Raw genomic sequence first — 25,000 nt, forward strand, 5'->3', positions numbered from 1 at the left:
ATGTATATGGCAGCCATGCTCAACCCCAGCGCGATCACATCGGAGATCATGTGGGCCGAATCGGACAGAAGGGCGAGCGAATTGGACATCAGGCCTCCGACAATCTCGACAATCGTAAAAAACAAGGTCAGCATCAGGGTGAGCCACAGCGTTTTCTTTGATGTCTGCTGCTCTTTGACGTGGTTCAGGTGATGGTAATCTTCATAATTCATAAGAGCCAGCCTCCACGCAACCGAATTTTTATAAATACTATAAGATAATAACTATTTTAATTATAACCGTATATTGCCCGCTCCTCAAATGAACGTTTTATGGATCATACAAGTAATATTCATTCGCAACGAGTGTGGGAAGCCCAAAACAAAAAGGGCCTTCCGCCGCTGCTTTTCATGCAGGTAAAGCCCCCTTTCCGTATATCTGGATGATTTGAGCAATGCGTCATCCAAGGTTTCCAGACGAGTTTCCATATGGCAGCATAACGCCTAACGAATTATACCAATGAAAAATCCCCCAGGCCTCCTGTCGTCTGTGCTATATTTTTCAAAAAACCCAAATCGGAGGCATTCACATGATCGATTTCGAGTGGTATCGGAGCTTTGTCTTCATCTATCGGCACAATTCGGTGTCCGAAGCTGCCAAATCCCGTTTCATGACTCAGCCGGCGATGAGCCAGCATCTGGCCTCCTTGGAGGCTGAGATCGGCGAGCCGCTGTTTGTCCGGACGGCCCGGAAAATGATCCCGACGGAGCGAGGGAAGTTGCTGTATACCGAGGTAGCTCCGCTCGTCGAAGCGCTGGAGCAGTTGAGCGCAGATCTGAAAACGTCTTCCCAACCGAGCCTGAAATGGATCAAAATCGGCTCGGCGCCGGAGTTCTACCAGGAAAAAATCCTCCCCTTGCTGCCGAAATTCGGTACCTGCTCGATTTCCTATTTCGGAACCGCGGAGGAACTGCTCGGCATCCTGGAAGAGGACAAGGCGGATATCATCATTACCTCAAAGAAATTCCTGAAACCGGGAGTCGAGTACGAGAAGCTGTGGGAAGAGGAGTTGGCCATAATCGCACCGGCTCACTGGGAGGTTCCCGATGCCGTGAGCTTGAAAGCCAAAGAACGCTGGCTCACCGAACAGACGTGGATTGCGTACGGACCGGAACTGCCCATAATCCGGAGGTTGTGGCGGGAACGTTTCAAGAAGCGTCCTATGCTGTCCACCCCTTACATCATTCCGAATCTGCATATGATTCTCCGTCTGGTCACGTCAGGCGCGGGCCTGAGCGTGGTTCCCACCTATCTGCTGGATACGGCGAAAGAAGGTGAGGTTCAAGTCGTTTACGCGGACTTGTCGGTACGAAACGAGCTGTTCTTCGCGTACAAAAGCAAACACAAGTACATACCGGAAATTCAACAAATCAAGAAGGTCATTCGCGAGCACATCTGAGGACCAGAGGCCAGTTTTCATCGGCGTCTGGTCTTTTTTTGCCCGCTGAATCCATAAATTTTCTTATGAATACACGCAAATTTCATAATTTGTTTTATAAAAAGTTCAGGCGTAGAATTGGGGGGCAATCAAAAATAACCCTTCAGGAGGTTTGAAACGATGTCAAAAAACGTGCTCATGGTGGTCACGAGCCACTCCCATATTGACGATGGTAAAACGACAGGAATCTGGCTGTCGGAATTTGCGGAAGCATATACGCTGTTCAACGAGCAAGGTTGGGACGTGGTCGTAGCCAGCCCGCTCGGCGGAAAAGCACCAGTGGACCCCGCCAGTCTAGGTGAGGAAATGGACCCGTCGTTTGCAGAAGCAGCGAAGAGACTGGAAAACACCATGAAGCTGAACGATCTGTCTCATGAACGTTTTGACGCGATTTTCTTGCCAGGCGGGCACGGCGCGATGTACGACCTCCCGACCGACCAAAAGCTCCAATCACTGCTGCGCGATTTCTACGAGTCCGGCAAAGTGGTCGCCGCTGTCTGTCACGGCCCGGCCGCCCTGGTCGGTACGGTCTTGTCGGACGGAAGTCCACTGGTCGCCGGAAAACGCGTGAACGCATTCACTGACCGGGAAGAGGAGGAGACAGGTCTGGCATCCCATCTCCCGTTCCTGCTGGAACGTCGGCTTCGCGAGCTGGGGGCGATCTTCGTTGCCGCTCCGAACTGGACTGCCCACTATGAAGCTGACGGCAATCTGATTACCGGCCAAAATCCGCAATCGACAATCGCAGTCACGAATGCCGTGATTGACCATCTTCGAAGAGGAGGGACCTCATCTTGAATTCCGATAGCATGCCATACACAGGTACGACCACTGCGCGCCGCAATTCCGCGATTGCCATTTACGCGCTGACGCTCGGTGCTTTCGCCATCGGAATGACCGAATTCATTATCATGGGCCTGCTGCCGGAAGTGGCGGAAAGCCTGAGTGTCTCGATTCCGGAGGCGGGGCTTCTCATCACGGGGTATGCGCTCGGGGTAGCGCTCGGCGCACCGTTCATCACGGTCGCTACGCATAAGATGCCGCGCAAGGCGCTCCTTCTGCTCTTGATGGGAATTTTCATCGTGGGCAATGCCCTCGCGGCTCTCGCCCCTTCCTATGGCGTGCTCATGTTCGCCCGCATCGTCGCAGCGCTGACACACGGCTCCTTCTTCGGCGTTGGCTCCGTAGTCGCCGCGGAGCTTGTGCCGAAAGAGAAGCGGGCCGGAGCCATCGCCCTGATGTTTACCGGCCTTACGCTCGCGAACATCCTCGGCGTGCCGATTGGTACGTTTATCGGCCAGGAATTCGGCTGGCGATCGACATTCTGGGCGATTACGGCTATCGGGAGCCTGGCGCTGATCGGCGTGATCGTACTCGTCCCGCGGATTCAAGCCTCTCCCTCCCGATTGAGTCGGGAATTTGGGGTGCTGCTGCGTCCCGAGGTACTAGTCGCGCTTCTCATGACAACCTTCGGCTTCGCCGGCGTATTCACAGCGTTTACCTATATCAAGCCGATTCTGGTGGATATCAGCGGTTTCCCTGTTGACTCAATCTCGTACATTCTGGTTCTGTTCGGGATCGGCATTACCATTGGCAACATCTACGGCGGCAAATTGGCCGACCGCAGTCTGCTGCCTTCGCTGATCGGTATTCTCGTGTTATTGGCTGTGGTGCTGGCCCTGCTGGGTGTCGTGGCTCAATGGAAACTCGCAACCCTGATCTTCGTCTTCCTTCTCGGCGTGGCCGCTTTCGGCACGGTGCCGGGTTTGCAGCTGCACATGTTGAACACTGCAAAGGAAGCGCCAACCCTGGCTTCAACGCTGAACATAGCGGCGTTTAACCTGGGGAACGCCCTCGGCGCTTATCTGGGCGGAATCGTCATCGACTACGGCATCGGCGGCGGGCTGAAAGCCGTCCCGTTGGCAGCCTCTCTGGTTACCATCGTGGGCATTCTTTTCACCTTGTGGGGATATCGACAAAGCCGCCGGGAACGCCATGCATGAATGCAGTGTCGTGTACAGTTCTTAGTGCTGGCTGCAACGGTACGTGGCAGGGCCGTCCTTTAGGGGATGGCCCTGCTCCAAACCGATCGGAACAAAAACCTAGCGAAACGTGTTCATCATCCTGGGGATATTCTTCATAGAAAGGAGTAAGGCCGTATCCAGGAACATGGCGCCAGGCCATTTTGATTCGGCGCTTGCTCCAGGGAGTCAAATTGGAGGTACAGGTCACGAGGAAGAAGATGGTTCCTTCATCGAATGATAGATGAGCTGTACAACGCCAGAGGAGAATGTTCTCGTTTGAACCAACTTTACATTCACCCTCTGCTTGATATCAATAAACAATGGTTTGCCCTCACCTAAAATAACCGGATGGACCGATAGTCTAAATTCGTCAACAAGCCCCAAGTTCATAAAAGTGGTAATAAGATCTGCTCCTCCATACAGCCAAATGTCTTTGCCAGGCTTATTCTTTATGTTGTTTACTTCCTCAAGGATATTGCTGTTTATATATTTGACTTTATCATCTGTTCCTTTTTGCGTTCGGGAAAACACATATTTCTCTTTGCTATGAATAAGTTCCCACATTTCTTTGTCGGTATCAGACAGATCCATTTCATGCATGCCTCGAGCAAATTGCCCCCAGATCTCATAGCTCTTTCTCCCGTAAAAAATCGTATCGATCTGATGCAAGAAATCCGTAAACCCCATCTCAGGGTCCATGATGCACCAATCCACTTCTCCATTTTTCCCTTCGATAAAACCGTCTAGCGTAACAGCCAAATCCAGTATGATCCTTCGTTTCATGATTCAATTCTTCACTCCATTCGTTGAACTGTTTGTCCATTATACCTTTATGAGTCCACTTTGCCGCGATGATCAGCAAAATGTTTTTTCTCCGTCAAGTCATTAAGCAAATCGTCGTCAACCAAAATACAATTGTATTTGTGCGGCTCATAACTGAATACGGTTCTTTCGTCAACGTCATCAAGACGACATGATATAATGAGAGGAATTGTTGCAACGCTGTAGAGGTGGAAAAATGATGACAGTGAAAAAAATGATGCCCGACTATATGAAATGTGTACTCATCGGTGCGCTCTTGGGTACAATCTCCAAGTATTTAGACACGGTTGCAGTCGATGGGAGTTGGCTAGCGGATGTCTTCCACTATTGTTCGCACATTCTTTCCCGATTAGGAATCTGGGTATTGATCGCTGCAATGATAGCCGCGTACAGTAAAACAATCATCAGGGCCGCGCTCAATACCTTTGTATTCTTTGCAGGGGTGCTGATCAGTTATTACCTGTATTCAGCATACTTGTTCGGTTTTTTTCCGACCAAATATTTTATGCTGTGGGGCAGTATTGCACTATTATCTCCCTTTCTGGGCAGCATTGTTTGGTTAGCCAAAAATCATTCACGTCTCGCTTATATCTTGCCGGCCTTGCCCATGGGACTGATGTTAAGTCTTTCTTTGGCAATTGGCGCATTTTATCTGGACATCAATTATATTGACGAACTCATTATGTATGCTGTTTTGTGCGTGATTTTTTACAAGGAACCGAAACAAATGGCGGTATCCATCGTGTTTTCATTTGTTCTTGCATTGCTTATCGAAATAATCAGCCCATATCACTTTTAATCTCCGAGCGAGATCTAGCCGGAGAGAGTCCGGTCGATCTTGACTGGGGATGGAGATATCGGCTGGCGTAGCACCTGCTTTCTTAGCAATCTGCAAAATAAATGTGAGCCTCCTCCCGTCTTTGCGGCGGGTGGAGGCTCTTTGCGTCTGTCCGGCATCATTACCTTTTCGGCACAGAAACCGATGAAGCCTGACAAGTGTACATGCTATGTGAACATTTTCATTTCCCGCAGGCCCGCATTAAAGGCGGAATAGAGGCCTGCAGGTCCGGCGCCGATAATCGTCACGTCGTACAAATCTTGTGCGTTCATCTGCTCGCCTCCAGCACAAAAGTTTCGCCGGCATGATGGCGCCCTATCGGCACGACCGAAGGAGCACCGGATACAGGGTCCCGAACAATCATACAATCCAGCCCGAAAACGTCTTTGATCAATTGACTGGTAATCACTTCGGACGGTTTGCCTTCGGCGACGAGCTTGCCTTGACGCAGCGCAAACACATAATCCGCATACCGCGCCGACAAGTTGATATCATGCAAGACCATGACGATGGTCGTGCCGTATTTACGGTTTAAATCGGTCAACAGATCCAGAATTTCGATCTGGTACGTGATATCCAAATAGGTGGTCGGTTCGTCCAGAAATAACATATCCGTCTGCTGCGCCAATGCCATCGCAATCCAAACCCGTTGACGCTGACCGCCCGACAGCTCATCCACATGGCGGTTGGCCAATACCGTGATGTCCATAATCTCCATGGCTTCCGCAACCGCTTCGTAGTCTTTCTTGCTCCATGTTCCAAACAGCGATTGATGGGGAAAACGGCCCCGCCCGACCAAATCGGCCACGGTAATCCCCTCCGGAACGATGGGCGATTGCGGCAGCAAGCCCAACACCCGAGCCAGCTGCTTCGACGGGATCGAATGAATCGGTCGGCCGTCCAACAATATCTCGCCTGACAGCGGTTTGATGATCCGGGCCAGCGTCTTTAACAGCGTCGATTTGCCGCATCCGTTTGCTCCGATAATGACGCTGATTTGATTGCTGGGGATTTGCAGGCTGATGCCGTCTAAAATCTTTTTGTCGCCATAACCGGCAACAAGCTGCTTGGCCTGAAAGGTATGGCTTTTCATCGTTTAAAACGCCCCCTTTCGATTCATTCGCACTAACAGGTACAACAAATAAGGCGCTCCGATGATTCCCGTAATGATGCCCACGGGGAATTTGACTTCAAAGGCGAATTGCCCCACCAAATCCGCGGCCAACACCAACACAGCCCCAACCAGACCGGCGGGTATGCTGTTGGCGGTGCCTGTACCGACCAAACGAACGGCAATCGGACCGGCGAGAAACGCCACCGAAGCAATCGGTCCGGTAATCGCCGTGGCAATCGCTGACAGCACCACGGCACTAACGATGAGGAGCACACGTGTCCGGTCCGTTTTGACCCCCAATGCCGTCGCCATTTGTTCGCCCAGTTCCAGCACCATTAACGATCGGCCAAGCACGCAAATCAGCGGCACCAGCACCAGGAAGGAAATCATCAGCACAGGCAATTCTTCCATCTTCACCCCGTTTAAACTTCCCGTAAGCCAGCGCACCGCAGAAGAAAGATTGTGTTCCTTGGCGATCAACATTAAATAGGTAATGATGGAGTTGCACATCGCCTGCATCCCGATGCCGACCAAAATCAGCCGGCCGATGGAAAACGTTTTTCCCCTGGCCAATCCGTAAATGATGAGGACCGTCAGTAATCCGGCGATGATCGATGCGACGGATGTCACGGTTTCGCTGCTCTGCAAAACGACGATGCAAAAAACAGCCGCCGCGCTCGAACCGGCAGTAATCCCGATCACATTCGGGTTGGCCAGCGGATTTCGCAGCATCGTTTGAAATACATAGCCGGCGATGCCAAAGGCAAAGCCCGCAAACAAACCGGCCAGCATGCGCGGCAAGCGAATCGTTTTGATTGCGAATGTCGCACCTTTAACCTCTTCTCCCAACAGTACGGCCGCCACATCACGCACAGGATAGATCGTATTGCCCAGCAAGAGCATGGCACAGCATAAAGCCACCGTAAGCACGGCCAATGCCGTCGTCACAGCTATCCATCTGCCTCTGCGGCGAATCCTGCCTTGTTTAATAAAATCAATCGTCGTCTGATTCATAGTGAACGCACTTTCGCTTTCATCGTTAGAATGATCAGCAGGGGAGCGCCGAGAAAGGCAGTCAGCACCCCTACCTCCAATTCACCCGGTCTGCCGATTAATCTGCCAAGTACATCGGAAACGGTTAAGATGACAGCCCCTGAAAGGGCGGACATCGGGATTAAGTAGCGCAAATCCGGCCCCAACAGCATCCGAATCACATGGGTGGCCAGAAGTCCGACGAACCCGATAGGACCGGCAACCGCAGTGGTGGCGCCGCATAAGATGACGCCCGCAAACGCCGCAACAAGCCTGAGCAGACTCGTTTTTACTCCAAGGCCGGTTGCCATTTCCTCCCCAAGCGCCAAAGCATTTAACGCCGGGGCGGTGATGACGGCTATAAGAACACCCGTCAGAAGAAAGGGCAACAGCAGGACGAGCGAATCCCACGTGCCGGCGCCGACACTGCCCACCTGCCAAAATCGAAACTGATCCATCACATAGGAACGCGGAATCATCACAGCGGTGACCAGGGAGGAGAAGGCAGCACTCGTGGCCGCCCCCGCCAGTACAAGTTTAAGAGGCGTAGCACCGCCACGCCCCAGAGAACCGATGCCAAAAACGAATATCGCTGTAAGCACAGCGCCCGCTAAAGCAAACCAAATATACTGACTGGCCGTATTGATCTGAAAAAATGCCATGCCGCATACGACAAACAATGCCGCCCCGTTGTTAACGCCGAGAATACTCGGATCCGCGATGGGGTTGCGCGTGACGGATTGCATGAGCACCCCCGCTATGCCAAGTGCCGCACCGCAGCACAAGGCGAAAATGGTGCGGACGACACGCTTTTGCACGACGCTCGTTTCATAGATTTCCCCTTGATGCTTCATCAACCCGTCGATCACTTCCTGCAATGTCAAGGAACGTGCTCCGAACATAAAGGAAGCGATAATCCCCAGCACGAACAACACAAGAAAGATGACGAGCACAGGGATGAACGATTTCGGATAAAAACGGTTGCGTTCCATCTATGCGGACTCCATTTTATTGTTTAATTTTCGCTACGGCTTTGACGATCAGCGACAGATATTCATCCAATGTGTATTCGATCGAAAGCGGATTGGGATTGCCTGCTGCCGCCAGCGGCGTGCCGTCCGGTATCAACACCATGGACCCCCGCTTAATGGCCGGAATCTTGCCGAATACAGGGTCCGCCTGCAGCGCCTTTAACAGCGCTTCATCGCCATAAGCCACCAAAATGTCGGCATCACGTAACGCATCGGCGTTTTCCGCGCTTAAACTCAACGAAAAGCCGCTGTCCGGTTTCACGTATTTGTTGATGTTTTCCGGAAAGACCATACCCAATTCTTGCAAAAACTCCCCGCGCGGATCACCGGGCAAATAAATATAGAAGCTGGACAAATCAGACGGCGAGAAATACGTAAATGCCGCTTTCACGCCTTTTAATTCCGGATGCTGCGCAACCTTGTCAGCGATGAGCTTTTCGACATCTTTAATCAGCTGCTCGCCCTTGGCCGGAATGCCCATTCCGGCGGCATTCATGCGAATTTGCTCACGCCACGTAATCACCCACGGCGTTTTGGGATAGGCAACGACCGGAGCAATTTGGGAGAGCGTATCGTATTCCTCCTGGGTGATGCCGGAGTATGCCGCAAGAATCACGTCCGGATTGGCATCGGAGATCGCCTCGAAGTCCAGCCCGTCCGTATCCTTGAAAACATTCGGATTTGTTACGCCAAGCTCCTGCAGTTTTTTCTTCGTCCACGGCAGCAATCCGCTGTCGTCCTGGACGCCGTAGTTGGCCGCGGAGAAACCGACCGGCACGACTCCCAGCGCAAGCGCAACGTCATGGTTTGACCATGCAATCGTCACGACCCGCTCCGGTTTTTTCTCAATTACCGTTTTTCCGAAGGCATGTTCAATGGTAATTGGAAATTGTGCCGTTTCCGCATCCTTGTTGGTCGCTTCCGTTTGTGCTGCAGGCGCCTTGCTTTCGTTTGGAGTTGCCGAGTTGCCGCCTGAGCATCCCGCTAAAACACCGGCCATAAGAAAAGCCAGTACGAAACTTCTGAATGCAAACCGCTTCGCTGCCATGTTCGTGATTCCCACCCTATCTTGTAGATTACATCCATTATCAATGTAAGGTCCGGTATTACCCATAGGAAAAGAAAAACAGAAGTTAAGTCCGCAACCTAGGTTGATAATGATTATCAGTCACAGTAATTATCATATGAATTGATAGGCTTGTCAAATGTTTTCTTGTTACTATTTCATAACAATTCCTTCCCGTAAAAAGAAGCCCAGCATGGATCAAGGCAGCTCTCTGCTGCCACGCTCGGCTTCCTGGACAATTTCCTGACAGCATTCCTGTAGTGGTAATGCTTTGCCACCTACTACCGTGCTGTAAACGTTTGACCTGGGCTTCCTGCGGACTTCATTGGCAATAGCAACTAAACGTTGGCTGATTCTCTCAGGCACTTTTGTATTTCGTCAACGATCTGCCATGCCACCAAATATTTGTCTTCCAGGCGCGTCGTATGCCTGGTACCTTCCGGGCCAACGATCATCACCTGATTGGTATCCACCTCAAATCCCGTATCTGGACGAGATACGTCATTCAGACAAAGAAGATCAAACCCCCTGTCAAGCAGCTTGCTTTTGGCTCCTTCCAGGTTTGGATCAGTCTCGGCGGCAAAACCAACCTTAAATACCCCCTTGGGCACTTCCTTCATAAAATTAGGAATGGGGACAAGCTCCAGATGAAGTGGTTGAGACGTCTTTTTTATTTTCGTGGTGCTTCGTTCTTTGCATGCATATGAAAACTACGTCCGCCCCCCGATCTCTAAAAACTTCCGCCAAAGACTTCCCCATTTTGCCTGAAGATCTATTCGTAATGTGTCGTACCGGGTCGATGGGCTCAATCGTTCCTCCCCCGGTAACAATGACTTTGATACCGGTAAAATCCCCATTTCGTTTGCCCAGTAAGGTCCGCATGGCTTCCATCACGATTTCTTCATATGATAGGGATCTCTCTTTTCGGGCCGCTCCTTTCAAAAGCCAGATTTCCTCATGATGAGTAACCATATCCAACTTCCAGATACTCTGCATCGCTCCGTCTTGAATCCAGATCACAGGATTTTGCTTTCTTTTACATAAACGCTCACGTGCGCGAATGCTCTCTTTGTCCCATCCATCCTTTTCAAACAACGCACCTGTGACCACGACGATGTCAACATCCGCAACGACATTGTTTTTCAGGAGTGAGGACCCCATGGCATTTCGCCACTTCTGTGAATACGCTCTCGTTAAAATATCTAGCAGCCGTTTCGGTCATCGAGACATAGACGTTCGTGCCGATGGATGAAAGTTGATCCGCTAGTTTGAGCGCGTTGACACCGTCTTTTCCTGGTCCTACGACAATTCCTGCTGACTTCATTCCTGTCTGCTTTTCCATAAAAAAACGCCAACTAGGGTTTTGCATTGTTCTTCCCTCCTGGAGGAATATCAGCATGAATCACAGCAGCAATTATCGCATATCCTTGAAAAACCGGAATAAATATTCAAAAAACTACTCTGTCTAATACGCTTTAACATCACATAATGATCGGACTGTAAGAATTTATTGTTTTCGACGTGAAACTACCTCCCCCGCTCGAAAGTTGAGTTTTAGTGAATTCTTATCACTAAACCCACACCATTTATCGGGAACCTTTCCATAAAAATTCCACCAGTTTTTATTACATACCCAAAAAGTTACAAGCATCCTCGTCAATGTAGCGAAAATAAAGTCCCGATGACATTCAATGTCATCGAGACTTTCTCAACATCACGGTTCCTGTCAGGTGATAAAAAAGTCTGGAACCATTTTTTGCCAGAACACCAAAAAGGACCCGATTTCTCAGGTCCCTTGCAACTGCTTCTATATTTTTTCTATATTTTATAGAACAGATCAACCTTGTCCTTTCATCTTGTTTAGGAACGGAGCCGTCTTCTTGTAGGTTTCACCCCATTCCTTCATTTGCTGAATGATCGGAATCAGGGTTCTGCCAAATTCGGTTAAGGAGTACTCCACCTTCGGAGGTACCTGGTGGTATACCTCGCGATGAACGACGCCATCCTCCTCCAGTTCGCGAAGCTGCAGCGTCAGCATCCGTTGGGTAATCCCTGGGCAAATTCGGCGAAATTCGTTAAATCGAATCGGCCCGTTCATCAAATGATATAACAGGACCCCTTTCCATTTCCCGCCGATTACGTCCAGCGTGAACTCCACCGGACAGGCTTCATCGTTTGGACAAAAGCCATAACCGCTTTTGCGATTCCGCATTGCCGCATCCCTCCGCAATAGTATACAAATGTGTACTACATCACATTAATGTGCGTACTTCACATTTTAGCGTATTACATTTACATTAACAATAAAAAAGGAGGTAGCAAACCATGTCTAAAAATACAATGAAAGCCGTTGGTTTCTATAACTATTTACCCATCGATCACCCGGAGAGTTTGATGGATGTCGAAATTGACAGACCTGTGCCAACCGGTAGAGATCTGCTGGTCAAGGTTCACGCCATCTCCGTCAATCCGGTCGACACGAAAGTGCGAAAGCCCAAAAGCCAAGTGGAGTCTTCTCCCCGAGTGATCGGTTGGGACGTTGCAGGGATCGTTGAAGAGGTAGGTCCGGACGTGACCTTGTTTAAACCTGGGGACGCCGTGTATTATGCTGGCAGCATCACCCGTCCCGGAGGTAACAGCGAATTTCACCTGGTTGACGAACGGATCGTTGGCCGTAAACCCACTTCGCTGGATTTCGCCGAGGCAGCCGCTCTGCCTTTGACCGGAATTACCGCCTGGGAAGCGTTGCATGATCGCTTGGGTATCTCCAAAGACGCCGACCAGAATGCCGGAAAAACGATTCTAATCATCGGCGCCGCCGGAGGCGTGGGCTCTATCGCCACACAACTCGCCAAGCATGCCGGTCTTTCGGTCATCGGCACAGCTTCCCGGCCTGAATCGGTCAAATGGGTGAAAGAGCTGGGTGCGGATGCGGTCATCAATCACTTTGAACCATTTGTCCCTCAACTCCAAGCGCTGGGGTATAGCCATGTCGACTATATCTTTTGCTTGAATACCACAGAAAAACACTGGAAGAACATGATCGACGCCATCGCACCTCAAGGCAAAATCTGCTCGATCGTCGAAACGGATGAGCCGGTCAACATCTCCCTGTTGCAGCAGAAAAGCGTCACCTTCGTGTATGAGCTGATGTTCACTCGCCCGATGTTCCAAACGGAGGATATGATTGAGCAGCATCACCTGCTGAACGCTTTGGCCGATTTGATCGATCAAGGAGTGATTCGGACGACCGCTACAGAAAAGCTATCTCCCATCAACGCCGCTAATCTCCGCAAAGCTCATGCGCTCATCGAGTCCGGAAGAATGATCGGCAAAGTGGTGCTGGAGCATTTCAGCTAAAGAAAAAAACCATGCCAGAGGCATGGTTTCAGATTGCAGACAAACTCCCACATGCGCTCCAACGCAGTGGGAGTTTTGTCGTTGAAAAGATGAAAATCAAGCCAACCCACCTGTCGCGATCTGCTGGTCGATCCTTCCTCCACAGCCAGATCGCCAGTTTTTTCAGATTCATCGCAGCAAACGTAAGCATCGCCTGCATGGTGACCTTCCGTATCCCCCGCAAGGTCGTCCATCGCATGCCATGCTTCTCCTTCAAATCTGCGAACACCCGTTCAATCGTCTCTTTCCGCTGTTCGTAAATGTGTCTGTTCGTTTCCGTGTGCCGCAAATGATAACTTCTTCCAGATAATGCGCCCCAATATGGCGGCTGATCCGCTTGGTGCAATCCTTGCTTTCCGTACACTGTGTCAATAACGGACAATGGCGGCATACCTCCGGATTGGACCGGTAGATGCGATAACCTTCCTTGGTCGTCGTTTCGTAGCTCAACACTGCGTTGTTCGGGCAAATGTAGCAATCGTAATACTCGTCGTAGACGTATTCGTGCTTACGTCAGAAAAAAGACTGTCGACCAGGGTTTGTCGACATGGACTGACCCCATATCTTGAGGCAAATCAAAACACCTTCAAGAAATTATATTCCCGTGAGTGAAGTTATGGAGCAACTTTGTATTAAGAACAAAACGCAGGTAAACACATGGTTACGTTGGTACAGAAATGGCGAAACTCACCGTTTTGCACAACCGGTAGGCAAACAGTACGCATATGGGAAAGGACCAGAGTTTGCCACGGAAGTTGAAAGGTTAAGACAAGGAAATCGTTACTTACAGCAATAATTGGATGTCTTAAAAAAGTACAAGGAGTGAGAAAGGAGGTGTCACCAGAAGCCGCAGTTCAGTGGATGGATGCTTTAAAGGGAGAGATCACTGTAAAACAAGCATGCAAATGGCTAGGTATTGCTCGTTCCAGCTATTATCGATGGAAAAATCAACGAAATACACAGCCGTTTGCCAATCCAATTGTCACTCGTCACTAAAGTCTGAAACATTCTATCTCGAAGATATTACCTGTACAACGACGGCCATCGTTGAACAGATTGTGCAAGACTACATTCATTACTATAACTCAATTCGTATTCAAATGAAACTAAACAACCAGTCACCGATTCAATATCGGCAACTGGCTGCTTAAAAAACTAAGGTGTTTTGATCCCTGTCCTACGGACGGGGGTCAGTCCCGTTCACCTTCCACGGTGTTTTTCTTTTGCTTTTTTTCGCTTGAGTTCTCTCTTATATTCCTTGAGTTCTTCCCGTCTGGCTTTGCTTAGGATTTGTTTTTCTTTTTTTCGTTTCTCGTACTCCAACTGAAGTGCCGCTTGGGCGTACGTCGACACTCCATTCGCTTTCATTTCACGGGCTGCCTGCCTTGCCAATCGTTTCGGGTTTATTTTTCTAGGTTGACGTTTTTCAACAGATAGGTGTTCTGACAACCCGCTCATGAACTCCAATAATTTTGTGTTAACAAATTCAAGTACTTCCTGGTCCTTTGGCTCAGAGCCAAACAAATACCTGCCCGCTCTCAGCTTTCCGTTAACAACTTCTTCTACAACACCTACCCAAAATTGACCATCATGAAAAACAGTCAATTTCACTCTCTATTCCCCCTCTAACACAAAATCATTGGAACGATGGACATCCCGAGGGGGAAGGTTACTGACATTGGCAACAGTTACCAATGCGTCTGGACTACCAACCAGACCGTGTTTTTACGTTCCATATTCATATTTTATCATACAACAAGCTTCACGTGATTTCACTATCCCGTCCGTCACCTCAAGGATCACAATCCAGCCCGTTTTCAAAAGATGAAGCCGAACCGTGATCAGGGGTGTACCCTGACACCGTTCGGCTTCGTGGACATGATTTATTTTCTTTCTACTGCTCAGGTTCCGTCCTTTTCTTACTCAACCGTTACGCTCTTCGCCAGGTTGCGCGGCTTATCGACGTCCAGACCGCGGGCGACGGAAGCGTAGTACGCGAGCAGTTGCAATGGAATGACGGTCAGAATCGGCGTCAACATTGGCAAGGTGGTCGGAATGTGGATGACATCGTCCACGGTCTTGGCCAGTTCGCGGTCGCCTTCGATGGCGAAGCCAAGTACGCGGGCGCCGCGAGCTTTTACCTCAACGATGTTGCTGACCATTTTTTCGTAGATGTCCGGCTGGGTGGCCAGCGCCACAACCGGTACGTTGTCTTCAATCAGCGCAAGTGTGCCATGCTTCAGTTCGCCTGCGGCGTACGCTTCGGAGTGGATGTAGGAGATCTCCTTCAGCTTGAGCGAGCCTTCCAGCGACACCGCGTAGTCCAGACCGCGGCCGATGAAGAACAGGCTGGTCGCGTCCTTGATGCTTTCGGCAAAGCGACGGATCTGCTCATCGTTTTCGAGGATCGTGCTGATCTTCGCCGGGAGTTGCTGCAGGTGTTCCACCACGTTCGCGATCTCGGCAGCGGCCAGCGTGCCCTTGACTTGTGCAAAGTAGAGGGCGAACAGGTAAAGTGCCACGACCTGGCTGGTGTATGCCTTGGTGGACGCCACCGCCACTTCCGGACCGGCCCAGGTGAAGATCACGTCATCCGCTTCGCGAGCGACGGAGCTGCCCACTACGTTGGTGATGGCCAACACCTTGACGCCGCTCTTCTTCGCTTCACGCAGGGCAGCCAGCGTGTCGGCAGTTTCACCGGACTGGCTGATCACGATCATCAGGGTCTTGTCGGTGTAGATTGGGTCGCGGTAGCGGAACTCGGAAGCCACTGCTACTTCCACCGGCACGCGCGTCCATTTTTCGATGACTTCTTTTCCGACCAGACCGGCGTGCATGGACGTACCGCACGCGACGATGTAGATGCGGTCGTACGCTGCCAATTCCTCGTCGCTCATGTTCAGCTCCGGCAGCACCACGCGCTTGTTCGCTTCGTCAATGCGTGCGCTCACCGTGTCGCGGACGGCTTGCGGCTGCTCGTAGATTTCCTTTTGCATGAACGAGTCGTATCCGCCTTTTTCCGCCTGCACCAGATCCCACTCCACGTGGAACAGTTCCCGTTCGATTCGTTCACCGGTCTCGGCATCCATCAGTTCCACGCCGTCGCGGGTGAGAACGGCCATCTCCCCTTCATTGAGGATGTAGACGTCGCGAGTGTGTTCCAACAGGGCCGGAATGTCGGAACCGATAAAGTTCTCACCTTCACCGACACCGACGATCAGCGGGCTTGCCAGACGGACCGCAACCAGTTTATCCGGCTCATGCTCGGTCATGATGCCCAGCGCGTACGCCCCGCGCATGCGCTTCACGGCCTTGCGCACTGTGGAGACGATGTCGCCGTCATACAGATCGGCCAGCAGATGGGCAATTACTTCCGTATCCGTCTCCGAGGTGAACTCGTAGCCCTTGGCCATCAGCTCTTCCTTGATCGGCAGGAAGTTTTCAATAATCCCGTTGTGTACCACGGCAAATTTTTTGGCCGAATCGGTATGCGGATGGGCGTTTTCGTCGGACGGCTTGCCGTGCGTTGCCCAACGCGTATGCCCGATGCCTGCGTTACCGGCCAGCGGCTGTACAGCCAGTTTGCCCTCCAACACGGCCAGACGCCCTTTTGCTTTGTCCACCAGCAAACCCTGTGCCGTCTGAACAGCGATCCCCGCCGAGTCATACCCGCGGTACTCCAGCTTGCGCAGACCTCCGATGATGATTTCTTGCGCTTGTCGATTGCCAATGTATCCTACAATTCCGCACATATTGTTTTGTCCCCTTTCAGTGACGGGGACACGACCCACTGTTTGTGATACGGGGGGGTGTGCCCCCGCCATTCCATTTGGTTTGGTGTTGTTTGACTGACGATTTTGCAAAAACCCTTTTTTCCAAAACCTGTTGGTGTATCATGCGCGGGTTTTGTCCAACAGGTCGCCCTGCTGTTTTGTACCCGCGCTCCTCGGCAGTGATACAGCTGCCGGGAGGCATCCGCCGAACTCTCGATAAACCTCCACCTCGTCCACTGCGTTCCGTGTCGGACAAACGCAGTGCTGGCGCTTTTCCATCACGACTTTACACGATTCGATAACCTTCTGGAAAATTCCCCCTCAGTTTACATTTTGTCATGGCACATGAAAAACTGTATCACAGTTTCGCAGCCACGACAATCATTCTTTTGTCTTATTACTTGTATGCAGAGGGGAGTGGTATGGTACCACTCCCCTAGTCTATTATACCAGTTCCTGTTTCACCACGTCAGCAATCCGATTGACCAACTGTTCCAACTGCGCTTCGTCCGGCCCTTCTGCCATGACGCGCACAATCGGTTCGGTTCCGGACGGACGGACCAGGACACGGCCGTTTCCAGCCAGTTCCTCTTCCACCTCGCGAATGGCCTTCTCAATCGCCTGGTTGCCGGCGAGCTTCGTCTTGTCCTCGACCCGTACGTTGACCAGGATTTGCGGATATTTGGTCATCACCTGTTTCAGTTCAGACAGCGGCATGCCCGACTCCTTGACCACATTGAGGAGCTGCAGGCCAGTCAGCAAACCGTCCCCAGTCGTATTGTAGTCCAGGAAGATGATGTGGCCGGACTGCTCGCCGCCCAGGTTGTAACCGCCGCGCAGCATTTCCTCGACCACGTACCGGTCTCCCACCGCTGTTTTGGTGGTGTTGATTCCGCATTCTTCCATCCCTTTGAAGAAGCCCATGTTGGCCATTACGGTCGTGACTACCGTGTTGTTGTTCAGCTTGCCTTTCGCCTTCAAGGCACGTGCGCAGATCGCCATGATGTAGTCGCCGTCCACGATCTCCCCGTTTTCATCCACCGCGATGCAGCGGTCGGCGTCACCGTCGAAGGAAAGACCCAGGTGTGCCTTGTGCTTCACGACTTCCTCCTGCAGGCGCTCCGGATGGGTGGAGCCGCACTGCTCGTTGATGTTGACGCCGTTCGGGTTGGCACCGATCGTGATAACCTCCGCTTCCACGTCGGCAAACAGCCGGGCCGCCAGCGAAGAAACAGCGCCATTGGCGCAATCGAGCACCACTTTCATGCCGTCAAAGCGCTCCGTAACCGTGCTTTTCAGGTGGGACAGGTACTTTTGACCGCCCTCCAGGTATTCCAGCACTGTTCCGATGTGCTCGCCGGTCGGACGAGGCAGGGTGTCTTCCTCCGCGTCCAGGTATTGTTCGATTTCCTCTTCCACCTCGTCCGAGAGCTTGAAGCCGTTGCTGCCGAAAAACTTGATGCCGTTATCAGGATACGGATTGTGGGAGGCGGAAATCATGACGCCGGCATCCGCTCCCAGCGCCCGGGTGAGATACGCAACGCCGGACGTAGAAATGACGCCCAAGCGGACGACCTCCGCTCCTACCGAGAGCAATCCGGCCAACAGCGCGCTTTCCAGCATCTGTCCCGAAATGCGGGTGTCGCGCCCAATCACCACTTTCGGTTTGCCTTCCTGCTTGTGTCTGGTCAGAACGTAACCGCCGACACGCCCAATTCGGAATGCCAATTCTGGAGTCAGCTGGGCATTGGCCACACCGCGTACACCATCAGTTCCAAAATACTTCCCCATGTTTGTCCCTCTTTTCCTTCCTTGTACACCAAACAGCTTTTGTCTAGCTTCGCTTGTTCGTGATTTCCACTGTTACCTTCTTGGGTGCTGTTTTTGCCACTTTGACGTAATCCGGCTGGTTGAAGATGTAGTTCAAGGTAACCTCATACACACCGGCCGGCATGCTGCTCACGTCAGCGACCACCTGCACATCTTCCGGCCCCAGTTGCTGCAGCACTTCCGGTGCTCCCACCGTGTCGAAATCGATGGTGGACATCTCCTGACCATCCGGCGAAAGCACGCGCGCCTTCATGTTTTCCGAGAGGCCGCTGATGCGGATCGGGATTTTCGCCAAACGTTTGGTTGTGGACGGAACCACTTTCAGTGACACCTTCAAATACTCGGGTTCCACATTCACGATGTTTTCCAACACCGGTATCTTCAGCTCCAAGACGCGATCCGACGTAATGCTGCTCAGATCGATCTCCGGCCCCGGATACGTGCTCGTTTTGAGTGCATCGATCACTTCTTTCGGTCCGTATACGGTCACCTCTTCCACATTCATTTCTACACTAGCCAAACTATAGCCATCCGGCATTTCATTCGTCAAGTTCAATTTGATCGGGACCTTGACATACGGGCTTGTCACCGGCACGCTGACCTCCACGGTGAGCGGGATCACTTCCGCCGTCTGCAGGACGTTGCCCGATTTGTCCACTACCTTGAGCGGTACAGTCGTTTTGATCGGCGAGGTCGCCCCTTCTACATCGACGGAGGCCTTCACTGCCGCCACCCTGTCAGCCTGGCTCTCTGGTACTCGGACCAAAGCCCTAAACGGCTTGACCAGCGGCTCGCCGGCCGTGTACCCCTGCGCGACCTGTCCCAGCATCTCGACCGTGACTTCGCGCTCCACGGTCTTTTTCTCTTCCAGCGTGACTTCGACCACGTTGGGAATGATCCCTACCTTGGCATCCTCCCACCCCTTGTACTGAACCGGCACCTTGTGGGTCCCTGCTCCTTTGTCACGCAGGTCCACATACACCTCGTAGGTATCGGAGGGAAGAATATTATGGCGGTAAAACGGGTTGTTGCTCTCCAGCGCCACCTTGACTGTTTTCGGCTGTTTCACCACATAGTAACGCTCGCTGTCGTATTTGACGTGCAGGGCGATGTCGTCAATCAAGAGCGGGCGGCTCGTCTCCGTCGAAGGAGTCGAATCCATTTCCAGGTTGACGACCATCCACATCATGATCGCCAGCATCAAGGCGATGGCTCGCGCAAACCAATGACTGTTTAACCACTTATCCATGTTTTCGCCTCCATTGCCAACGACTTGCCATGGACTTGCTCTTTGAGGAAGGCTGGAGTTGTTCCATCAGGCATTCCGCCAACTGCTCCTCTGTCAGGTTGCGTTTCATTTCTCCGTTCATGGCAAACGACACGTGTCCCGTCTCTTCGGAAACGACAATGGACAGACCGTCAGATACTTCGCTGACCCCGATGGCGGCGCGATGGCGCGTCCCCAATTCTTTTGAAATGGACGTATTTTCAGAGAGGGGCAGGTAACATGCAGCGGCGAGAATCACGTCTCTGCGCATGATCACCGCCCCGTCGTGCAGCGGCGTGTTCGGGATGAAGATGTTGATCAACAGCTCCGAACTGACGCGCCCGTTGATGCCAATTCCTGTCTCCACGAAATCGTTCAGCCCGGTTTCCCGTTCGATTACGATCAGGGCGCCAATCCGCCGTTTGGCCAGGTAAGTCACGGATTTACAAACCTCCTGCACCATCTGGCGCACCGTCTCTTCGTCCTGCATGCTGCTCGAGCGGGAAAAGAGTCTGCCCCGCCCCAACTGTTCCAGGGCGCGTCGCAGTTCTGGCTGGAAGATGATCACGATGGCCAGCACCCCGAACGTAAACGCCTGCGACATGAGCCAATGCAGCGTCGTGAGCTGGAAGTACTTGCTCAACAGCCAGGTGATAATGATCACCATGATCCCTTTGAGCAGCTGCACCGCTCGCGTACCGCGAATCAGCATAATTAGTTTATATATCACGTATGTGACGAGAGAAATATCGACCACATACCGCAGCAAATCCCCATAATCCAGTGAAATCATAAACGAAGCCCCCATATTTCGCTCCATCTCAAGGCAGTTGCTTGCGTCTCCTGCGGAAAAAGCACGGCTGCTTTTTGCCGTGCTGCATGTAACTATACTCTCTATTTTCTCCTATGGCAAGATAGGAAGCAAGTCATTACCAAGATTTTTCATTTCGTACCAAATCCATTCGAAGATCGCTTCGATTGACTCGGTGTTTCCCGCCACTTTGGCGGTGGAAGCCAGCACCACCTTGCCTTCGATGGCGACCACGTTGCCTTTTACTTGTCCCTGCACCTCCACATTTCCGTTGCGCACTACCAAATCTCCGTCGATGGTTGTTCCCGCGGGCACGACCACTACGTTGCGCTCATAGTCAATTTTTAGTTTATCCAAGTTGGACGAGGAAATTTGCAGGGTGTTATCCGCCTCAAACCAGGAAGCAAACATGCTCCCGGTCATCAAAAAGAGAAAGACAGCAGCTGCCGTAAGAAACGGATGATTCCGCAGCCAATTGGAAAATCGCCTTGTCTTGGGAGGAGCCGGCAATTGCGCAAGAACGCGAGCGGTAAAATCTGGCGAGACATGAACATGAGATGCGCTCTGGACAAAGGCGATGGCCCGCTGCAGTTCGTGCAGATGCCGGCGGCAGGAAGCACAGGTCTGCAGGTGGGATTGCAGCTTCTGATTGGACAGCTCGTCAATCTCTCCGTCCAGGAACTCGTGAATGAGCGCAATCATTTCTCGGCATTCCATCGTGGTATTCTCCTTTCCTACATAAATCGCAACTTGCTGCGCAAGGCTTCTCGACCGCGGTGAATCCGCGTCTTGATGGTTGTGACCGGCAGCCTGACAATATCGCTGATTTCCTGCAGCGACAGATCTTCAATGTACCGTAAAATCATGATGGACCGGTACTTGGGCGCTAGTTGGGAAAGGGCGCTCTGTACGGTCTCCTGCAACTCCTGCGTTACCACTTGGTCCTCTGGCCCCTTCTCGTTGGACGACAGCCGCGAATACCAATCCATGCCCTGTCCGGGCTCCAGTTCCTCGTCGAGCGAAAAGTCGGGCCGCTTTTTTCTGCCCCGGTCGATGCACAGATTGGTCGCAATCCGGTAAATCCACGTGGAGAACTTGTAACTTTCGTCGTAGGAATGCAGGTTGGCATACACACGCAAAAATGTTTCCTGCGCGATGTCTTCCGCATCCTGGCGGTTTCCCACCATGCGATACGCAAGCTGAAATATCTTGTCCTTATATATTTCGATTAACTCGGCAAAAGCTTCGCGGTCTCCCCGCTTCGCCCGCTGGGTTAACCGTTTCTCTACAAAGTCCATGCGATCCTCCCCGCAATACCGTAATTTCCTTATACGGATGGTACTGCAAATGGTTTCGTTTTTCCGGCGTGTTTACTCGGCCATTTTTGAGGGAAATACAGGAATAAAGAGACAGGTTGTCTCCATATAGTAGTGATGGTACCCCTCTTAACTTGACGGTGTAAAGGAGAGTGGAACACATGCACGATCCGCATGTTCTTCTCCAAATCGAACAACTGCGCAAAGAACTGAACGAACGCTACGAGGAACAAAAAACGATTACGCCCGAAATGGTGGAGTTAAGCGTGCAGTTGGACCATCTGTTGAACAAGCTGCATCCCCATCCTTAGAATGTACCGCTATCCTCCACTGATGTAAAGATGCGGAAACAAAAAGCGAGGGAACTCACGGGTCCCTCGCTTCTTTTCTTACAGCAATTTGTCGCCAAAAGCAGAGCTCATCAGGGCAACAGCGACACGGGCGGTCATGTTTTCCCGGTCGAGAATCGGGTTCACTTCCACAAACTCGGCCGAACAGAGAATATCTGCGTCAGCCAGCATCTCCAGCGCCAAATGTCCTTCCCGGTAAGAGATGCCGCCAATCACCGGCGTGCCCACTCCCGGTGCATCGTGCGGATCAAGTCCGTCCAGATCGAGGCTGAGATGGACGCCATCGGTGTTCTTGGACACATGGGCAATCGCTTCATCCATCACGCGGGCCATGCCCAGTTTGTCGATTTCGTGCATGGTGAACACCTTCAAGCCGATTCGTTTGATTAATTCGCGCTCGCCCGCATCCAAATCGCGCGCGCCAATAATCACCACATTTTCCGGCTTCAGCTTCGGCGCAAAACCGCCGATTTGCACCAGGCGCTCATGTCCGTACCCCAGGCTGGCGGCCAGCGGCATCCCGTGAATGTTGCCGGAGGGTGACGTTTCTCCGGTGTTCAAATCACCGTGAGCGTCAAACCAGATCACGCCGAGGTTTTTTACGTGCTTGGCCACACCGGCCACTGTGCCGAGCGCAATGCTGTGGTCGCCGCCCAGCACCAGCGGAAAACGCCCTTCCTCCATGATGGCGCTTACAGCTTCGGCCAGTCTGGTGTTGGCCTCCACCACTTCATCCAGGTACTTGTGGTTGTCTGTCTCGGTAAACGTGTGCGGTCGAGTAACAGGAATATCCCCTTTGTCCTGGATATCCAGACCCATTTTTTTCAGGCGATCAATCACGCCTGCATAACGGATGGCACTCGGTCCCATGTCCACCCCGCGGCGGTCTGCTCCCAAATCAAGCGGTACACCGATAATGCTGATGTTTTTGTTCATAAACGCGCCCCCTTCCCTTGGTTCACACACGCTTATTGTAGCCTTGAGAAAGGAAATGACTCAACTCGACAGCCATTTGCATAAAAAAACTGCAGGCAGCTGCCTGCAGGCTTTTTGACACGTGCGTCCCCTGTCATTTTATGATTGGTGAAACACACGGGGGGCGTACAGAAAAAAACGAGCAACCGATAAGCGGCTGCCCGTTTTACACGATGGAATGGAGCGGGTGATGGGAATCGAACCCACGCATCCAGCTTGGAAGGCTGGAGTTCTACCATTGAACTACACCCGCATGTGAACAAGGTCCCATAAAATGCAGATAGTCCCAACAGCAGATTGGGAATATGAAAGTGGTCGGGAAGACAGGATTCGAACCTGCGACCCCTTGGTCCCAAGCCAAGTACTCTACCAAGCTGAGCTACTTCCCGATCTACCTTCAGTTGTGGGAGGGGGAAGTGAGAAACATGTTCTCACGCCTAACCTCACACATCTGCAAATATGGCGTGCCCTGAGAGATTCGAACTCCCGACCTTTTGATTCGTAGTCAAACGCTCTATCCAGCTGAGCTAAGGGCACATATATGGCGGGGTTCCCAAAGCCCCTTTTTATTTGGGAATAAAGTAACTGGTGAGCCATGAAGGACTCGAACCTTCGACCCTCTGATTAAAAGTCAGATGCTCTACCAACTGAGCTAATGGCTCATGGAAATGGCTGGGGTACTAGGATTCGAACCTAGGAATGACGGAGTCAAAGTCCGTTGCCTTACCGCTTGGCGATACCCCAATGAGTAATGGGAATGGTGGGGAGAGACGGATTCGAACCGCCGAACCCAGAGGGAGCAGATTTACAGTCTGCCGCGTTTAGCCACTTCGCTATCTCCCCAAATCCTACCAACGAAGTGGTGTGAAAGGAATGGTGGAGGCTGACGGGATCGAACCGCCGACCCTCTGCTTGTAAGGCAGATGCTCTCCCAGCTGAGCTAAGCCTCCACAACACCCTACAAAGTTTCGGGATGGTTGAAAGTACATTCCCTATGCTTTGCAGGGACCCACTTCATTATATGGTGACCCGTAGGGGATTCGAACCCCTGAATGACAGCGTGAAAGGCTGCTGTGTTAAACCTCTTCACCAACGGGCCATGCAATGGTGCTCCCGACAGGAATCGAACCTGCGACCTCTTCCTTACCATGGAAGCGCTCTACCGACTGAGCTACAGGAGCAGATGAATGGCTCCTCGGGAGGGACTCGAACCCCCGACCGATCGGTTAACAGCCGATTGCTCTACCGACTGAGCTACCGAGGAACGTTGAAGACTTCGCGCCTTCAAAACTGGATATGCATGGCAGCAAAGGATCATGGAGTGGATAAGTCCTCGACCGATTAGTATTCGTCAGCTCCACGCGTTGCCGCGCTTCCACACCGAACCTATCAACCTCATCGTCTTTGAGGGGTCTTACCAGCTTGACGCTGTGGGAAGTCTCATCTTGGAGGGGGCTTCACGCTTAGATGCTTTCAGCGCTTATCCCGTCCGCACATAGCTACCCAGCTGTGCTCCTGGCGGAACAACTGGTGCACCAGCGGTGCGTCCATCCCGGTCCTCTCGTACTAAGGACAGCTCTCCTCAAACTTCCTACGCCCGCGACAGATAGGGACCGAACTGTCTCACGACGTTCTGAACCCAGCTCGCGTACCGCTTTAATGGGCGAACAGCCCAACCCTTGGGACCTACTTCAGCCCCAGGATGCGATGAGCCGACATCGAGGTGCCAAACCTCCCCGTCGATGTGGACTCTTGGGGGAGATAAGCCTGTTATCCCCAGGGTAGCTTTTATCCGTTGAGCGATGGCCCTTCCATGCGGAACCACCGGATCACTAAGCCCGACTTTCGTCCCTGCTCGACTTGTAGGTCTCGCAG

The 25,000-nt window shown here is 52.0% G+C and carries 22 protein-coding genes, 10 tRNA genes, 1 rRNA gene and 3 pseudogenes (2 of these 36 only partly in view); 7 read left to right on the plus strand and 29 right to left on the minus strand.

All coding sequences use genetic code 11. The features are described 5' to 3' along the window. Positions 1–212, minus strand: partial view of a cation diffusion facilitator family transporter gene (locus Q7F15_RS19090; RefSeq protein WP_230077647.1) — the beginning only. The gene continues 724 nt to the left of window position 1, outside the view; the window shows 212 of its 936 coding nt (coding positions 1–212); its start codon is at positions 210–212; the stop codon falls past the left edge of the window. A gap of 356 nt (positions 213–568) precedes the next feature. Between Q7F15_RS19090 and Q7F15_RS19095 the strand changes: the two genes are divergently transcribed. The 3 genes from Q7F15_RS19095 to Q7F15_RS19105 all read left to right on the plus strand — a co-directional run bounded on the left by Q7F15_RS19095 (position 569) and on the right by Q7F15_RS19105 (position 3,480). Then, positions 569–1,438, plus strand: a complete 870-nt coding sequence (locus Q7F15_RS19095) for a LysR family transcriptional regulator (RefSeq protein WP_212133716.1) — start codon at positions 569–571, stop codon at positions 1,436–1,438. A gap of 159 nt (positions 1,439–1,597) precedes the next feature. Further along, entirely contained in the window at positions 1,598–2,275 is a 678-nt protein-coding gene (locus Q7F15_RS19100; protein WP_171567552.1) for a type 1 glutamine amidotransferase domain-containing protein, read from the plus strand. Between the two features lie 11 nt (positions 2,276–2,286). Further along, positions 2,287–3,480, plus strand: coding sequence for an MFS transporter (locus Q7F15_RS19105; protein ID WP_212133714.1), 1,194 nt, complete (start codon positions 2,287–2,289; stop codon positions 3,478–3,480). A 225-nt stretch (positions 3,481–3,705) separates the two neighbouring features. Here the strand turns inward: Q7F15_RS19105 and Q7F15_RS19110 are convergent, their stop codons facing one another. Further along, positions 3,706–4,284, minus strand: a complete 579-nt coding sequence (locus Q7F15_RS19110; RefSeq protein ID WP_304414808.1) for a dihydrofolate reductase family protein — start codon at positions 4,282–4,284, stop codon at positions 3,706–3,708. 238 nt (positions 4,285–4,522) lie between these two features. On the opposite strand from Q7F15_RS19110, the gene Q7F15_RS19115 reads away from it, so the two are divergent. Beyond that, a complete protein-coding gene (locus tag Q7F15_RS19115; protein ID WP_304414809.1) occupies positions 4,523–5,122 on the plus strand; it encodes a hypothetical protein in 600 nt (199 codons plus the stop codon). Between the two features lie 307 nt (positions 5,123–5,429). Here the strand turns inward: Q7F15_RS19115 and Q7F15_RS19120 are convergent, their stop codons facing one another. The 7 genes and pseudogenes from Q7F15_RS19120 to Q7F15_RS19150 all read right to left on the minus strand — a co-directional run bounded on the left by Q7F15_RS19120 (position 5,430) and on the right by Q7F15_RS19150 (position 11,616). Further along, positions 5,430–6,254: an ABC transporter ATP-binding protein gene (locus Q7F15_RS19120; RefSeq protein WP_304414810.1), complete on the minus strand. Its 825-nt coding sequence runs from the start codon at positions 6,252–6,254 to the stop codon at positions 5,430–5,432. A 3-nt stretch (positions 6,255–6,257) separates the two neighbouring features. Then, positions 6,258–7,289, minus strand: a complete 1,032-nt coding sequence (locus tag Q7F15_RS19125) for a FecCD family ABC transporter permease (protein WP_171567548.1) — start codon at positions 7,287–7,289, stop codon at positions 6,258–6,260. After that, positions 7,286–8,299 carry a FecCD family ABC transporter permease gene (locus tag Q7F15_RS19130; RefSeq protein WP_171567547.1) on the minus strand — a complete coding sequence of 338 codons (1,014 nt, stop codon included), beginning with the start codon at positions 8,297–8,299 and terminating at the stop codon, positions 7,286–7,288. The genes Q7F15_RS19125 and Q7F15_RS19130 overlap by 4 nt, the downstream gene beginning before the upstream one ends. Before the next feature lie 16 nt (positions 8,300–8,315). Then, on the minus strand, positions 8,316–9,386 hold the full coding sequence (locus Q7F15_RS19135; protein ID WP_304414811.1) for an iron-siderophore ABC transporter substrate-binding protein: 1,071 nt from the start codon (positions 9,384–9,386) through the stop codon (positions 8,316–8,318). Between the two features lie 356 nt (positions 9,387–9,742). Next, positions 9,743–10,565 (minus strand): annotated as a pseudogene (locus Q7F15_RS19140) (phosphopantothenoylcysteine decarboxylase domain-containing protein). Continuing rightward, a complete protein-coding gene (locus Q7F15_RS19145) occupies positions 10,522–10,773 on the minus strand; it encodes a hypothetical protein (RefSeq protein ID WP_304414813.1) in 252 nt (83 codons plus the stop codon). The pseudogene Q7F15_RS19140 and the gene Q7F15_RS19145 overlap by 44 nt, the downstream one beginning before the upstream one ends. 468 nt (positions 10,774–11,241) lie before the next feature. Continuing rightward, a complete protein-coding gene (locus Q7F15_RS19150) occupies positions 11,242–11,616 on the minus strand; it encodes a winged helix-turn-helix transcriptional regulator (RefSeq protein WP_029098112.1) in 375 nt (124 codons plus the stop codon). A gap of 113 nt (positions 11,617–11,729) precedes the next feature. Between Q7F15_RS19150 and Q7F15_RS19155 the strand changes: the two genes are divergently transcribed. Beyond that, the gene (locus Q7F15_RS19155) at positions 11,730–12,764 is read left to right on the plus strand and encodes a zinc-binding alcohol dehydrogenase family protein (RefSeq protein WP_029098111.1); all 1,035 of its coding nucleotides are present in this window, start codon (positions 11,730–11,732) and stop codon (positions 12,762–12,764) included. A 28-nt stretch (positions 12,765–12,792) separates the two neighbouring features. On the opposite strand, the pseudogene Q7F15_RS19160 reads toward Q7F15_RS19155, so the two are convergent. Then, a pseudogene (locus Q7F15_RS19160) lies at positions 12,793–13,316 on the minus strand (transposase); the annotation flags it as partial. A gap of 85 nt (positions 13,317–13,401) precedes the next feature. Here Q7F15_RS19160 and Q7F15_RS20660 point away from each other — a divergent pair. Then, positions 13,402–13,954, plus strand: a pseudogene (locus Q7F15_RS20660) (IS3 family transposase); the annotation flags it as partial. Positions 13,955–14,003: 49 nt separating this feature from the next. On the opposite strand, the gene Q7F15_RS19175 reads toward Q7F15_RS20660, so the two are convergent. From Q7F15_RS19175 to sigW, 7 genes are all read right to left on the minus strand, one after another. Then, positions 14,004–14,414, minus strand: coding sequence for a YjdF family protein (locus Q7F15_RS19175; protein WP_029098109.1), 411 nt, complete (start codon positions 14,412–14,414; stop codon positions 14,004–14,006). A gap of 308 nt (positions 14,415–14,722) precedes the next feature. Next, the gene (glmS, locus tag Q7F15_RS19180) at positions 14,723–16,555 is read right to left on the minus strand and encodes a glutamine--fructose-6-phosphate transaminase (isomerizing) (protein ID WP_171567596.1); all 1,833 of its coding nucleotides are present in this window, start codon (positions 16,553–16,555) and stop codon (positions 14,723–14,725) included. 465 nt (positions 16,556–17,020) lie between these two features. Next, complete coding sequence (gene glmM, locus Q7F15_RS19185) at positions 17,021–18,367, minus strand: phosphoglucosamine mutase (protein ID WP_171567595.1); 1,347 nt, start codon at positions 18,365–18,367, stop codon at positions 17,021–17,023. Between the two features lie 43 nt (positions 18,368–18,410). After that, on the minus strand, positions 18,411–19,655 hold the full coding sequence (locus Q7F15_RS19190; RefSeq protein WP_171567594.1) for a CdaR family protein: 1,245 nt from the start codon (positions 19,653–19,655) through the stop codon (positions 18,411–18,413). Beyond that, complete coding sequence (gene cdaA, locus Q7F15_RS19195; protein ID WP_283092166.1) at positions 19,648–20,466, minus strand: diadenylate cyclase CdaA; 819 nt, start codon at positions 20,464–20,466, stop codon at positions 19,648–19,650. The genes Q7F15_RS19190 and cdaA overlap by 8 nt, the downstream gene beginning before the upstream one ends. Before the next feature lie 111 nt (positions 20,467–20,577). Further along, positions 20,578–21,201, minus strand: a complete 624-nt coding sequence (locus tag Q7F15_RS19200; protein WP_171567593.1) for a zf-HC2 domain-containing protein — start codon at positions 21,199–21,201, stop codon at positions 20,578–20,580. Between the two features lie 17 nt (positions 21,202–21,218). Continuing rightward, positions 21,219–21,782 (minus strand): RNA polymerase sigma factor SigW, encoded by a 564-nt coding sequence (gene sigW / locus Q7F15_RS19205; protein ID WP_304414815.1) that lies wholly within the window; start codon positions 21,780–21,782, stop codon positions 21,219–21,221. A 179-nt stretch (positions 21,783–21,961) separates the two neighbouring features. Between sigW and Q7F15_RS19210 the strand changes: the two genes are divergently transcribed. Next, positions 21,962–22,111 carry an aspartyl-phosphate phosphatase Spo0E family protein gene (locus Q7F15_RS19210; protein ID WP_171567591.1) on the plus strand — a complete coding sequence of 50 codons (150 nt, stop codon included), beginning with the start codon at positions 21,962–21,964 and terminating at the stop codon, positions 22,109–22,111. Positions 22,112–22,189: 78 nt separating this feature from the next. Here the strand turns inward: Q7F15_RS19210 and rocF are convergent, their stop codons facing one another. The 12 genes from rocF to Q7F15_RS19270 form a co-directional block, all read right to left on the minus strand. Further along, positions 22,190–23,086, minus strand: coding sequence for an arginase (gene rocF / locus Q7F15_RS19215; RefSeq protein ID WP_171567590.1), 897 nt, complete (start codon positions 23,084–23,086; stop codon positions 22,190–22,192). Positions 23,087–23,304: 218 nt separating this feature from the next. After that, a tRNA-Gly gene (locus Q7F15_RS19220) sits at positions 23,305–23,378 on the minus strand. 59 nt (positions 23,379–23,437) lie between these two features. Beyond that, positions 23,438–23,514 (minus strand) — tRNA-Pro (locus tag Q7F15_RS19225). A gap of 71 nt (positions 23,515–23,585) precedes the next feature. Further along, positions 23,586–23,662: transfer RNA gene (locus Q7F15_RS19230), tRNA-Arg, on the minus strand. Positions 23,663–23,711: 49 nt separating this feature from the next. Next, positions 23,712–23,787, minus strand: a tRNA-Lys gene (locus tag Q7F15_RS19235). A 7-nt stretch (positions 23,788–23,794) separates the two neighbouring features. Further along, positions 23,795–23,869, minus strand: a tRNA-Gln gene (locus Q7F15_RS19240). 14 nt (positions 23,870–23,883) lie between these two features. Next, positions 23,884–23,968, minus strand: a tRNA-Tyr gene (locus tag Q7F15_RS19245). Positions 23,969–23,999: 31 nt separating this feature from the next. Then, positions 24,000–24,075 (minus strand) — tRNA-Val (locus Q7F15_RS19250). Positions 24,076–24,147: 72 nt separating this feature from the next. Continuing rightward, positions 24,148–24,224: transfer RNA gene (locus Q7F15_RS19255), tRNA-Glu, on the minus strand. A 6-nt stretch (positions 24,225–24,230) separates the two neighbouring features. Continuing rightward, positions 24,231–24,306 (minus strand) — tRNA-Thr (locus Q7F15_RS19260). Positions 24,307–24,313: 7 nt separating this feature from the next. Then, a tRNA-Asn gene (locus tag Q7F15_RS19265) sits at positions 24,314–24,389 on the minus strand. 57 nt (positions 24,390–24,446) lie between these two features. After that, a 23S ribosomal RNA gene (locus Q7F15_RS19270) occupies positions 24,447–25,000 on the minus strand; it runs 2,374 nt beyond the window's last position.

The organism is Brevibacillus aydinogluensis (genome assembly GCF_961514395.1).
GTDB lineage: Bacteria > Bacillota > Bacilli > Brevibacillales > Brevibacillaceae > Brevibacillus > Brevibacillus aydinogluensis.